This window comes from Burkholderia anthina (assembly GCF_001547525.1).
GTDB lineage: Bacteria > Pseudomonadota > Gammaproteobacteria > Burkholderiales > Burkholderiaceae > Burkholderia > Burkholderia semiarida.
Genome location: NZ_LNJP01000003.1, coordinates 851,440 through 863,817, shown reverse-complemented (window position 1 = coordinate 863,817; position 12,378 = coordinate 851,440). Strand labels below are relative to the sequence as shown.

Here is a 12,378-nt window from a genome sequence, read left to right as displayed (position 1 = left end):
GCCTGCACCTGACGGACGCATCGTGATGGCTTCCTGGCTCGACTACACGCTCAACGGCCTCATCGTCGGCAACATCTACGCGCTGCTCGCGGTCGGGCTCGCGCTGATCTTCGGCGTGTCGCACCTGATCAACTTCGCGCACGGCTCGGTGTACATGGTCGGCGCGTTCATCGGCTGGCTGTGCCTGACGCGCTTTGGGCTGCCGCTGCCGGTCGCGCTCGCGGCGGTCGTCGTCGGCTGCGGCGCGCTCGGCATCGCGATCGAGCGGATCGGGCTGCGGCCGCTGCGCCATGCCGCGCGCATCGCGCCGCTGCTCGCGACGATCGGCATCAGCTTCATCCTCGATCAGCTCGCGCAGCTCGCGTTCGGCGCGGACCCGCGCGCGGTGCCGACGCCGCTGCCCGACTGGCACCTGCGGATCGCCGGCGCGACGCTCGGCTCGCTCGACCTGCTGATCGCGGGCATCGGCATCGCGGCGGCCGCGCTGCTGTACGGCTTCCTGCGCTTCACGCGGCTCGGCTGGGCCGTGCGCGCGACCGCGCAGGATCGCGACGCGGCGTTGCAGATGGGCGTCGACGTCGATCGCGTGAACCAGACCGTATTCGCGATCGCGTGCGCACTCGGTGGCGTGAGCGGGCTGCTGGTCGGCATGTACTACAACAGCCTCGATCCGGCGATGGGCTTTCAGGCGACGCTGAAGGGCGTCGTCGCGCTGCTGATCGGCGGGCTCGGCAACGTGCCCGGCGCGATCGCCGGCAGCTTGCTGCTCGGTCTCGTCGAAAGCTACGGTGTCGCGCTGTTCGGCACCAGCTACCGCGACCTGTTCGCGTTCGGGCTGCTGATCGTGTTCCTCGTGTGGCGGCCGAACGGCTTGTTCAGCGCGAACCGCGCGTTGCCGCCCGAACCGATGACGGGCACCTTCCTCGCCGCCGCGAAAGCCGTGCGCGTGCCGCGACCCGTACTCGTCGCGCTGATCGCGGCGGCGGCCGTGCTGCCGTGGCTCGGTGCATCGCCGTACGTGCTGCAGACGCTGACCAACGCGTGGCTGTACGGGCTGCTCGCGCTGAGCCTCACGCTCGTCGCGGGCACGGTCGGGCAGATCTCGCTTGGCCACGCCGCGCTGCTCGTGATCGGTGCGTATGCGTCGGCGCTGCTGTCGTCGGATCTCGGCTGGTCGCCGGCCGTGACGATTCCGTGCGCGGGTGTGATCACCGCCGTGCTCGGCACGCTGCTCGTCTATCCGGCGTTCCGGCTGCGTGGGCATTACGTGTCGATCGCGACGCTCGGCATCGGCGAAGTGGTGAGCCTCGTGATCCTGAACTGGGATGGCCTCACGCGCGGCCCGCTCGGCATTACCGGCATCGCGCCGCTGCCGTGGGCGACGACCGCGCGCGCCGCGTACTGGTTCACGTTCGCGGTGCTCGTCGTGTTCGCGCTCGTGCAGGTGCGGCTGCTGCGCTCGCATCTGGGCCGCACGCTGCGCGCGGTGCGCGAGGACGATGTCGCCGCGCGCGCGCACGGCATCGCGCCGAACCGCTACAAGGCGATCGCGTTCGCGGTCGGCGGCGTCGCGGCGGGCGTGAGCGGCGGGATCGCCGCGCATCTGTACAGCTACATCAATCACCAGACCTTCGATTCGCAGGTGTCGATCCTCGCGCTGACGATGGTGATCCTCGGCGGGCTCGGCAACGTGCTCGGCGGTATCGTCGGCGCGATCGCGCTGATCGGGTTGCCCGAGCTGTTCCGCTGGGCGGCCGATTACCGGATGCTGATCTACGGCCTCGTGCTGCTGCTGCTCGTTCGTTTCCGGCCACAGGGCCTGCTCGGCACGGTGTGAGGAGGAATGCGATGACGACGACTCGACCCCTGCTCGACGTGCAGGGCCTGACGCGCCGCTTCGACGGCGTGACCGCGCTCGACGGCGCGAGCCTGACGCTCGCGGACGGCGAACTGCTGAGCGTAATCGGCCCGAATGGCGCGGGCAAATCGACGCTGTTCAACCTGATCGCGGGCGCCGACCGGCCCGATGCCGGCCGCGTGACGTTCGACGGCCGCGACATCACCGGCACCGCGCCCGAACGGCTCGCGGCGCTCGGCATCGCGCGTACGTTCCAGCACGGCCGTGTATTCGGCAACCTGAGCGTGCTCGACAACGTGCTGATCGGCGCACATGCGCGGCTGCGTGCGGCGCGGCCGGGCTGGCCCGCGCTCGGTGCGGCGGCCGAAGTGCTGCGCGCGCTCGTGCGGCCTGCGTCGGTGCGGCGCGAGGAAGCGGCGTTGCGCGACGAGGCGCGCGCGATCGTCGCCGGGTTCGGCGAACGGCTCACGCCGCGCATCGATCATCCGGCGCACAGCCTGTCGTATGCGAACCGGCGGCGCGTGGAGATCGGCCGCGCGCTCGCGCTGCATCCGCGCCTGCTGCTGCTCGACGAGCCGACGGCCGGGATGAACGAGACGGAGACGGCCGAGATGTTGCAACTGATCCAGTCGCTGAAGGCGCGCGGGCTGACGATCCTGCTGATCGAGCACAAGCACGAACTCGTGATGCGCGTGTCCGACCGCGTGATGGTGCTCGACAACGGCGTGAAGATCGCCGAAGGCGCGCCGCGCGACGTGCGGCACGATCCGCGCGTGATCGAAGCCTATCTCGGTCGCCGCCACGCGATCGGTGCGCCGGCGGACCGCACTACGCAGGCGGCCGCATGACCGTGCAATCTTCCGTGCCTGATACGACCATGACCGACGCGCTGCTGAAACTCGAACACCTCGACACGTTCTACGGGCCCGTGCAGGTGCACTTCGACGTGAACTTCGAAGTCGCCCGTGGGCAGATCGTCAGCCTGCTCGGCGGCAACGCGAGCGGCAAGTCGACGACGATGAAGCTGATTCTCGGGCTGATGCGTCCGCGCCGCGGCGTCGTGCGTTTCGACGGCGACGACGTGACCGCGCTCGCGACGCCGCAGCGCGTGCGGCGCGGGATCGCGGCCGTGCCCGAAGCGCGGCGGCTGTTCGGCGACATGAGCGTGCGCGAGAACCTGCTGATGGGCGCGTACACGCGCGGCGATCGTGCGGCGGTGGCCGAGGACTATGAGCGCGTGCTGGACCTGTTTCCGCGTGTGCGAGAACGATTGACGCAACGTGCGGGCACGTTGTCGGGCGGCGAGCAGCAGATGCTTGCGATGGCGCGCGCACTGATGGCGCGGCCGAAACTGATCTGCATGGACGAGCCGACGATGGGGCTGTCGCCACTCTACGTCGACAAGGTGCTCGAACTGATCGACGCGATCAACACGCAAGGGGTAACGGTGTTCATGGTCGAGCAGAACGCGAGCCTCGCGCTGGAAATCGCGCACTACGGGTACGTGCTGCAGACGGGGCGTGTGGTGCTGGAAGGGCCCGCGAAAACGTTGCTCGACGACGAGCGCGTGCGCGATGCGTATCTCGGTGGGGAGGCGGTGGCGGCGTAGGGCGTTTCATCGCCCGGCATTCGGCGGGTTCGCGTCGTCGACCTTGCCGTGCAGCCGTCGGTCGGGTTCTGTCCGATGCAAGTGAACCGCGTAGGTATCCCAAGGGAGTTCGATATCCTGTGCCGTGAGCGCGGCCGCCTGAATCATCAATCTGCCCGCTTCGCCGCGATGATAGCCGCCGTGCGTGACAACATGGGTCAGCATCTCTTCGCGCATGAGCTGCCCTGAAAAATCGTCACCGATACCGAAATTCACGGTAGATTGACGATCTCCTGATCTCGAACGCCACGGGGTTGCCGCGCCATGTTGACCTATTCCATCCAGAGAGTCGGCTACGATTTCAATCAGCTCGATCAGCAGGGCGCGACCGACTACGCGTCGTTCGTTCATGCGTTCGAGGCGTTTCCTTGGGCGGCCCAGCACATCGAATGGAACGAGACGCAGGACGGCCCGCTACCGGCGCTCGTGTTGCAGCATGCCGACGATCAGCGCGAGCTGTGGGTGACGGCATTGACGGATGCGCATTCGGACGGCTTCCAGCTGAATGCGGTGTCCATGCGGATGAAGAAGGGGCTCTTCGGCATCGGCAAGGGCAAGCTGGAGCAGCACGTCGAGACGATCGACGTGAGGAAGCGCGTGGACGTCGATACGTTGTGCCGGTTGTTCTGCGACCGCCGGTATGACGAACTGGACCAACTGGTGGCGCGGCATGCGCGGCGAAACGCCGACGACGGTCGGGACAGCGACGGCTGAACGCGTGTCGCCCGGCGGCGTTCAACGGAGCGTGCCTGCGCCGGATGCCGTTGCCTAAGTGTCGCTTGCGTACACCGTCACCGCGCGCGGAAAGGTCAACACCACCGCGAACCCGCCCGCCTCGGGAAACGCGAACCCCACGCGCCCGCCGTGCGCCTTCATCACTTCCTGCACGATCGCGAGCCCGAGGCCCGACCCCGTGCGCCGCTCGCTGCCGTCCGGCGCGATCCGCACGAACGGCTGCAACGCCGCGTCCCAGTGCTCGCGCGGTATCCCGCGCCCGTTGTCGGTGACGGTCAGCGTCACCGCCTGATCCGCGTTACCCATGGTCGCGACCGACACGACGATGTCGTCCGCATGGCCGTGCAGCAGTGCGTTGTGCAGCACGTTCGACAGCGCTTCCTGAAGACTGATCGCATCGCCGTCGATCCACGCATGCGGCGCGTCGCTCGCGAACGCAACCGCCACGTCGCGTTCGCCGGCGAGCGGAATCGTGCGGCCCAGCACTTCTTTCGCGAGCGCGACGAGGTCGACCGGTTGCAGCGGCACGGCCTCGGTGCGATGAATCACCATCGCGTGATTGAGCAACTGCCCGGTGAGCCGGCCGACGTCCGACGAGGTCGCACGCAGCGCATCGAGCCGCGCCGCGTGACGCGCGGGATCGGATTCGCCGTCGAGCAGCTCGATCTGCGCGTCGAGCCGCGCGAGCGGCGTGCGCATCTGGTGCGCGGCGTCGGCGATGAAGCGCTGCATCGCGTTGATCCGCTCGGCGAGCCGCCGCATCAACCCGTTGATCGACCCGATGATCGCGTCGATCTCGCTCGGCGTATCGACGGCCACGGGCCGCAGGTCGGCCGGGTCGCGTGCGGCGATGATCGCGCCGATCCGCGCGAGCGGGCGCAGGCCGCGCCGGATCGCGAGGCCGCTCGCACCGATCGCGAGCACGCTCATCAGCAGGATCAGCGTCCACACCTTGATGCTCATGTCGTTCGTCAGTTGCTGGCGCGCGTTGGTGGTCTGCGCAACCGTCACGAGCGCCCAGCCGGGCGTGCTTTCCTCCGGCATGTAGCGTGCGATCGTCGCGGTGCGGACCTGATGCCCCTGATAGACGGCGTTCGCGAACGCGGGTCCCTGCTTCGCGGCGGCGAGTGTCGCGGGGCTCGTGAGATCGTGATAGCCGGCCACGACGACGCCGCGCGAATCGAGCACCTTGTAGTAGACGAGGTCGTAGCGCGACAGCGTCGACAGCGCGGCGACCGGCGGATTCAGCGCGAGCACGCCGCCCTGCACGTAGAGGTTTTCCGCGACCTGGATCGACGCGCCCGCCAGCAACTGGTCGTACGCGCGTTCGGCCGCGACGCCCGCGTAGTAGCGCGCGATTGCCGCGAGCGCGAGCGCGCCGGTCGCGACGACGAGCGCGATGAACAGCAGCGTGCGCCCGAACAGCGTCTTCGGGAACCAGTCAATGCGCGGCAATCTGATATCCCATCCCGCGTGCGGTGCGGATCTCGACCGAGCTGCCCTGCAGCTTCCTGCGCACGCGCGTCACGTATTGCTCGACCGCGTTCGCCGTGGGCTCGTTGCCGAAGCTGAACAACTGGTTCAGCAGTTCTTCCTTCGAGAAGATGCGCTGCGGACGGCTCGCGAGGATTTCGAGCAGCGCGAACTCCTGGCGCGACAGCGACAGCGGCTGGCCGTCGAGTTCCGCGAGGCGGCTGCTGCGGTCGATCACGAGGCCGCCGAGCGTCAGCACGTCGTTCGCGTGGCCGCTGTTGCGGCGCAAGAGCGCCTGCACGCGCGCGTCGAGCTCGCGGTAGTCGAACGGCTTCACGAGGTAGTCGTCGGCGCCGAGGCCGAGGCCGCTCACGCGGTCGTCGATCGCCGAGCGCGCGGTGACGAGCAGCACGGGCGTCGTGCTGCCGGCCGCGCGCAGGTTGCGCAGCACCGTGAAGCCGTCCATGCCGGGCAGGTTCGCATCGAGCACGACGAGATCGAAGCGCTCGATGCGCAGCAGCCCGTTCGCGGTCGCGCCGTCGGTTTCGAGATCGACGGCATGGCCGAGCCGCGCCAGGCGGCTGCGGATCGCCGCGCCGATTTCGGCATCGTCCTCCACGACGAGAATGCGCATGGTGCCGTTTGCTGGTAGGTGGATTAGGGGTTTTCCCGGGGGCGGGATGTCAGCATTTTCTCAGACTCGGTCGATAACCTGTGTCGAGCCGGAAGCAGGATGCAAGGACGGCATTAATACCAGAAATATTCAAGGAGACGGCAACATGCAGCATGTCACGGGCACGACGAACGCGCGCCGCCGCGCCACGCCGGCCGGCGCGTCGCCGCTGGCTGTCCGCCGCGCGGCGGTGCGCGCATGACGACGTCGCCGCGCCGCCGCGCGTTGATCGCCGCCGGCCTCGGCGTGCTGGGCGCGCTCGGGGCCCCGGCGCTCGTGCGCGCGAAACCGCGCACGGTGCGGATCTCGAAAGGCTATGGCGTGCTGTACCTGCCGCTGCTCGTGATGGAGAAGCAGCGGCTGTTCGAGCGGCATGCGGCGCGCCACGGCGTGCGCGACGTCGCGGTCGAATGGGTGCTGCTCGACGGCGGCAATTCCGTCAACGACGCGATGATGGCCGGCACGCTCGATTTCGCGGGCGCCGGCGCGCCGGGGTTCATCGAGCTGTGGGCGCGGGCGCGCGGCATTCCGAATGTCGAGGTGATCGGCATCAGCGGGCTGTCGACCACGTCGCTGTCGCTGAACGCGAACCGGCCGGGTCTCGTGTCGCTGCGCGATTTCACGCCGTCCGACCGGATCGCGGTGCCGGGCATCCGCACGTCGCTGTCGGCGGTCGTGCTGCAGATGGTCGCGAGCCGGCAGCTCGGCCCCACGCATTTCGCGCAGCTCGATTCGATCACCGTGAACCTGCCGCATCCGCAGGCGATGCAGGCGCTGATCCGCCGCGAGCACGGCGTGACCGCGCACTTCACGTCGCCGCCGTTCTCGACGCTCGAACTGCGGCAGCCGGGCATCCATCGCGTGGTGAGCTCGGTCGACGTGCTCGGGCCGATGACGCTCGACGTCGTGTTCGCGCCGAAGCGGCTCGTCGATGCGGAGCCCGCGTTGGCCGCGGCGTTTCTCGGCGCGCTCGACGAAGCGAACCGCCTGATCGCGCAGGACCCGCGCGCGGCGGCGGCGCTCTATGCGGCGTCGTCCGGCGTCGGCGTGTCGCACGACGACGTGATGCGCATGCTGGCCGCGCCCGACACGCGCTTCTCGGTGCGGCCGAACCAGCTGATGGACTACGTCGAATTCCTGTACCTCGCCGGCACGATCAAGGCGAAGCCGCGCGCGTGGCACGAGATGTTCGCGCCGATGCTCGACGACTACCGGTCGGGTTGAGCCACGCGGGCCGCGAGCCGATTCCATTCATCGAACCACGTGGCGCCGGCGCGCTCGTTCCGCGCGGCGCCGATTCAACCGATACGCAACCGATTCACGAAGGAGCCTGAAGTGAACGCTACCGACACCCTGGACCCCGCGTCCGCCGAAGAACAGCGCATCATGTCGAAGATGGCGCGGCGCCTGCTGCCCATCCTCGTCGTGATGTTCCTGATCGCGTTCATCGACCGGCAGAACGTCGGTTTCGCGAAACTGCAGATGGTGCGCAGCCTCGGGATGACGGAAGCCGCGTTCGGGCTCGCGTCGTCGCTGTTCTTCATCGGCTACCTGCTGTTCGAGGTGCCGAGCACGCTCGCGCTGCATCGTTACGGCGCACGCGTGTGGCTCGCGCGGATCATGCTGACCTGGGGGCTCATCACGGTGCTGATGGGCTTCACCACGTCGATGCCCGCGTTCTGCTCGCTGCGCTTCCTGCTCGGCATCGCCGAGGCCGGCTTCTATCCGGGCGTGATCTACTACCTGACGCTGTGGTTCCCGCAGAGCTACCGCGCGAAGGTGCTCGGCATCTTCACGCTCGGCAGCGCGCTCGCGAACATGCTCGGCTCGCTGGTCGGCGGCGTGCTGCTGAGCCTGAACGGCGTATGGGGGCTCGCGGGCTGGCAGTGGGTGTTCGTCGCGACGGGCATTCCGGCCGTGATCGTCGCGATCGTCGTGTTCCGCGTGCTGCCCGCGTCGTTCCGCGAAGCGCCGTTCCTCGACGAGCGCGAGAAGCAGATCGTCGCGGCCGCGCTGGAGCGCGAGAAGCCGGCGCAGGCCGAGCACGGGCAGCCGTGGAAGGCGCTGCTCGATCCGCGCGTGATGCTGTTCGCGGCGACCTACATGCTGATGTCGACGTCGCTGTACGGCGTCACGTACTGGCTGCCGACGCTCGTGAAATCGTTCGGCGTGTCGAGCGCGACGAACGGCTTCCTGAGCATGCTGCCGTGGGCGCTCGCGGTGGTGCTGCTGGTGTGGCTGCCGGCGAAGCTGCGCCGCGCGAAGAGCATCCTGCGCACGATCGCGATCGTCGCGGCGCTCGGTGCGCTCGGCTTCCTGCTGAGCCTCGTGCTGCCGTCCACGCCGCTGCGCTTCATCGCGCTGGTGCTCGGCGGCGCGTGCATCCCGCTGCTGTATCCGTGCTTCTGGTCGATGCCGCCGCGTTACTTCACCGGCGCGCGGGCGGCCGCGAGCGTCGCGGCGATCAACTCGATCGGCAACCTCGGCGGCTTCTTCAGCCAGAACCTGATGCCGTTCGCGGGCAAGGTGACGGGCACCGCGTTCGGGCCGATGATCGTGCCGATCGTGTGCCTCGCGCTGCTCGGCGTCGGCGCGCTGGTCGCGTGGACGCGCTCGGAGCGGGGGATGGTGGCGGCGCGGGCGTGAGCGTTTCGTCGACAGCTCGACTAGAACGAACGGTCGAGTGTCGTCGATTCGGGCCGATGTGCTACCATGTATTACATATGTAATGCACGGAGGGTGCGATGAAAACGGCCACGATGCCCGCGCTGCGAGTCGATCCGCAGTTGCGCGAGGAAGCGGAATCAGTTCTTGCGGAAAACGAGACGCTGTCTGCGTTCATGGAGTCGGCGTTGCGTGATGGCATCGCTCGGCGACGCTTGCAGCGCGAGTTCGTCGCACGAGGTTTGGCGTCTCGCGACGAGGCGCGACGCACGGGCGAATACATCGATGCCGCCGACGTTCAGCGCGAGCTCGAGTCCATGCTGAAAGCGGCTCGTTCGAAGAAGGCGGCGGATTGAGTTACCAAGTCAGATATACGCGTGCGGCGCGCGAAGACTTGGTGCGACTGTATCGATATCTCGTCGAACGTGATGAGGAAGCGGCAGCGAGGGCATTGGAAGCGATCGAACGAGGTGTGGCCATGTTGCGATTGTTTCCGTTTACCTGCCGCAAGCTGGATGGGAGCAATCCCTTCCTGCGTGAACTCATCGTTTCCTTCGGCACGTCAGGCTATGTGCTCCTGTTCGAGATCGAAAGTGCAGAACAAGTCACGGTCTTGGCCGTTCGGCATCAGCGCGAAGAGGACTACCACTGACCCCTCGCGGCAGCATCCCGCTACCGTTGCTTTGACCGCTTCAGCCTTTCGTCCGCAACGCGCCGGGTCCTTCATGCACAATCGCCGCATGCACGGACGCCACCGGAATATCCACCTCCACCGTCGTGCCTTCGCCGAGTGTCGTCGCGATCCGCAGCGTGCCGCCGACCAGATACGCGCGCTCGCGCAACCCCACCAGCCCGAACGAACTCGACTTGCGCGGCACCGCGGGATCGAACCCCGCGCCGTCGTCGCGTATCGTCAGCGCGATCGCTTCGCCGCCGCACACGAGCTCGACGGCCGCGTGCGACGCGGCCGCGTGCCGCGCGACATTCGCGAGCGCTTCCTGCGCGATGCGGAACACGGCCGTCGCATACGGCTCGTCGAGTTGCAGCTCGGGCGGCTCGACGTGCAGCGAACAGGCGATTCCGTGACGGTGCCGGAAATCCTCCACGAGCCATTGCATCGCCGCCGCGAAGCCGAGATCGTCGAGCATCAGCGGGCGCAGGTCCGACGCGATGCGGCGCGTCGCGGCCACCGCGCCGCGTGCGAGCGTATGCATCGCCGCGATCTTGCGTGCGAGCGACGCGTCGTCCTGCGGCACGCGGTCGATCAACCATTCGAGGTCGTTCTTCAGCGCCGCGAGCGACTGCGCCAGTTCGTCGTGCAGTTCGCGCGCGATGCGGCGCTGCTCGGCTTCGCGCGCGCTGGCGCTGATCGCCGCGATCTCGCGCAGCTCCTCGCGCGACGCCTGCAGCGCCCGCTCGGCACGCACGCGCTCCTCGACTTCGCGCCGCAGGTCGCGGTTCGACGCGCTCAGTTGCGCGGTGCGCGCGGCGACGCGCTGTTCGAGCCGTTCGTTCGCGTCGTTCAACTGCGCGCTTTTCTGCGCGACGAGCAAATGCTGGTAGCGGGCGCCCGCCAGTGCGCGCACCGTCTGCGCATGCAGCCGGCCGTTTTCGAACAGCATCGCGAACAGCACGACGCCCGACGCGACGAGACCGTATGCGCGCCCCGCATAGAAACCGAGATCGAAGCGCCCGTGGTTCAGCATCGACGACAGCGCGATGTCGAACAGCCACGCGACGAGCACCGTCATCACCCACAGGTCGAGCACGGAATGGCGCCGCCGCTGCCGCCACATCAGCATCAGCGCGACCAGGTTCAGCCCCCAGACGACCGTGATCGCGTTCGTCATCGTCGCGGTCATCCGGTTGCCGCTCATGATGCGCGGCAGCAGGTCGTGGCCGGCGGTCGCGAGCAGCGCGAGCGCGACCGTCGCGCCGCCTGCGGCCGCGATGCAGAGGACGACCGGAATCGCCGCGCGACGCTGCGGGGCCGGCACCGCACGCCCGCGCGAGGTCGCGCGCAGCAATGCGTACGCGGCGACCGACAGCGGAAAGCCGCCATGCCAGAACAGGTACAGCCACGCGGTGGTCTGTTCGCCGGCGCCGAGCAGGCCGGTGGGCGCGAACAGGCCGGGGAAGGTCAGCATGTGCGTGCCGGCCATGAACGCCGTGAACAGGTAACCGCCCGCCAGCACGAGCAGCGGCTTCTCGCGCAGGATCGCGTACTGGCCGAGCAGCAGGCCGGCCGTCACCATGTCGTTGACGACGATCGCCGACTGGTACACGGGAATGAACGCCCAGCCCGGCGCGAGCGGGATCGCTGCGAACGGCGCGAGCGCGGCGAAGATCACGGCCGAGACGAGCACCGTCGCGAGCGCGAGCCGCCGCTCGCGTCGGCCCGGCGGCAGCGACGACATGAACAGGCGCGACGTATCCGGACCGTCGTCGTCCGACGGCGGCGGGACGGGCGGGAGGGGGAAGGCGGCCGTCATGCGTCGTCGGTGCCGAGGTCGAGATCGTGGCGCACCGCGTAGCGGATCAGCGCGGCTTCGTGCGGCAGCGCCATCTTCTCGAGGATCCGCGTCTTGTACGTGCTGACCGTCTTCGCGCTCAGCGCGAGTTCGCACGCGATCTGCGTGACGGTCCGGCCCGTGACGATGCGGCGCATCACGTCGAGCTCGCGCGCGGACAGTCGCTCGTGCGGCAGGGCATGAGCCGGCGCCCGCAACGTGCGAGCGAGGCTTTCGGCCGCGGACGGGCTCACGTAGACGCCCCCCGCCGCCACCTTGCCGACGGCCTCGACGAGCTCGGCGGTCGCGCTGTCCTTCGTCAGATAGCCGATGGCGCCGGCCTTGAATGCGCGTGCCGCGTACTGCGTTTCCGCGTGCATCGTCAGCACGAGCGTGCGCAGCGACGGCGCCTGGCGCTTGACCAGCCGGATCAGCTCGATGCCGGTGGGGGCGGGCATCGACAGGTCGAGCAGCAGCACGTCGGCGGCGGCGCGCTCGGCCAGCGCGAGCGTGCCCGAGCCGTCGCTCGCCTCGCCGACGATCTCGAAACCGCCGGCCGTTTCCAGGATGTGACGCAGTCCGTCCCGCATGACTGCGTGATCGTCAGCCAGAATTACCCTGATCATCTTCCAGCGGTCCTCTTCGGGATGACGCCGCGTGCTGCTGTCGTTGCTGTCCGGGTGTTGCCGCGGCCGTTCTTCTGACCAATATATGCCCCCGAACCCGAAAACGGTACTCGTTCGCGAAATTTTCAGGATGGTGGGTCGCGAAATGCCCACCGACACGAAATAATTCACGCGGAATGGCACGGCGCCAG

At 68.4% G+C, this 12,378-nt stretch carries 13 protein-coding genes; 8 read left to right on the top strand and 5 right to left on the bottom strand.

Annotated features, from left to right (window positions below; genetic code table 11):
- Positions 1–25: 25 nt before the first annotated feature.
- Genes WS64_RS24095 through WS64_RS24085 form a run of 3 tightly spaced genes read left to right on the top strand, consistent with a single transcriptional unit; the run spans position 26 to position 3,467 of the window.
- Positions 26–1,837, top strand: a complete 1,812-nt coding sequence (locus WS64_RS24095) for an ABC transporter permease (protein ID WP_060967924.1) — start codon at positions 26–28, stop codon at positions 1,835–1,837.
- An 11-nt stretch (positions 1,838–1,848) separates the two neighbouring features.
- Positions 1,849–2,706 (top strand): ABC transporter ATP-binding protein, encoded by an 858-nt coding sequence (locus WS64_RS24090; protein ID WP_060967923.1) that lies wholly within the window; start codon positions 1,849–1,851, stop codon positions 2,704–2,706.
- Positions 2,703–3,467 carry an ABC transporter ATP-binding protein gene (locus WS64_RS24085; protein ID WP_059580051.1) on the top strand — a complete coding sequence of 255 codons (765 nt, stop codon included), beginning with the start codon at positions 2,703–2,705 and terminating at the stop codon, positions 3,465–3,467. Before WS64_RS24090 ends, WS64_RS24085 begins: the two co-directional genes overlap by 4 nt.
- 6 nt (positions 3,468–3,473) lie before the next feature.
- On the opposite strand, the gene WS64_RS24080 is transcribed toward WS64_RS24085, so the two are convergent.
- Positions 3,474–3,722, bottom strand: a complete 249-nt coding sequence (locus WS64_RS24080; protein ID WP_230961935.1) for a DinB family protein — start codon at positions 3,720–3,722, stop codon at positions 3,474–3,476.
- 48 nt (positions 3,723–3,770) lie between these two features.
- Here WS64_RS24080 and WS64_RS24075 point away from each other — a divergent pair, with 48 nt between their 5' ends.
- A complete protein-coding gene (locus tag WS64_RS24075; protein ID WP_060315796.1) occupies positions 3,771–4,220 on the top strand; it encodes a hypothetical protein in 450 nt (149 codons plus the stop codon).
- Between the two features lie 54 nt (positions 4,221–4,274).
- Here WS64_RS24075 and WS64_RS24070 read toward each other — a convergent pair whose 3' ends face one another.
- A complete protein-coding gene (locus tag WS64_RS24070) occupies positions 4,275–5,696 on the bottom strand; it encodes a sensor histidine kinase (protein WP_060967922.1) in 1,422 nt (473 codons plus the stop codon).
- Complete coding sequence (locus tag WS64_RS24065) at positions 5,683–6,348, bottom strand: response regulator transcription factor (protein WP_060967921.1); 666 nt, start codon at positions 6,346–6,348, stop codon at positions 5,683–5,685. Before WS64_RS24065 ends, WS64_RS24070 begins: the two co-directional genes overlap by 14 nt.
- Positions 6,349–6,585: 237 nt before the next feature.
- Here WS64_RS24065 and WS64_RS24060 point away from each other — a divergent pair, with 237 nt between their 5' ends.
- The 4 genes from WS64_RS24060 to WS64_RS24045 all read left to right on the top strand — a co-directional run bounded on the left by WS64_RS24060 (position 6,586) and on the right by WS64_RS24045 (position 9,703).
- Entirely contained in the window at positions 6,586–7,611 is a 1,026-nt protein-coding gene (locus WS64_RS24060; protein ID WP_059580061.1) for an ABC transporter substrate-binding protein, read from the top strand.
- 111 nt (positions 7,612–7,722) lie between these two features.
- Positions 7,723–9,033, top strand: a complete 1,311-nt coding sequence (locus WS64_RS24055) for an MFS transporter (RefSeq protein WP_060968573.1) — start codon at positions 7,723–7,725, stop codon at positions 9,031–9,033.
- A 98-nt stretch (positions 9,034–9,131) separates the two neighbouring features.
- A complete protein-coding gene (locus WS64_RS24050) occupies positions 9,132–9,407 on the top strand; it encodes a YlcI/YnfO family protein (protein WP_059580322.1) in 276 nt (91 codons plus the stop codon).
- Positions 9,404–9,703, top strand: coding sequence for a type II toxin-antitoxin system RelE/ParE family toxin (locus WS64_RS24045; protein ID WP_060967920.1), 300 nt, complete (start codon positions 9,404–9,406; stop codon positions 9,701–9,703). Before WS64_RS24050 ends, WS64_RS24045 begins: the two co-directional genes overlap by 4 nt.
- Before the next feature lie 40 nt (positions 9,704–9,743).
- Here the strand turns inward: WS64_RS24045 and WS64_RS24040 are convergent, their stop codons facing one another.
- A complete protein-coding gene (locus tag WS64_RS24040) occupies positions 9,744–11,543 on the bottom strand; it encodes a sensor histidine kinase (protein ID WP_060967919.1) in 1,800 nt (599 codons plus the stop codon).
- Complete coding sequence (locus tag WS64_RS24035) at positions 11,540–12,187, bottom strand: response regulator (RefSeq protein ID WP_059580324.1); 648 nt, start codon at positions 12,185–12,187, stop codon at positions 11,540–11,542. Before WS64_RS24035 ends, WS64_RS24040 begins: the two co-directional genes overlap by 4 nt.
- Positions 12,188–12,378: the final 191 nt, after the last annotated feature.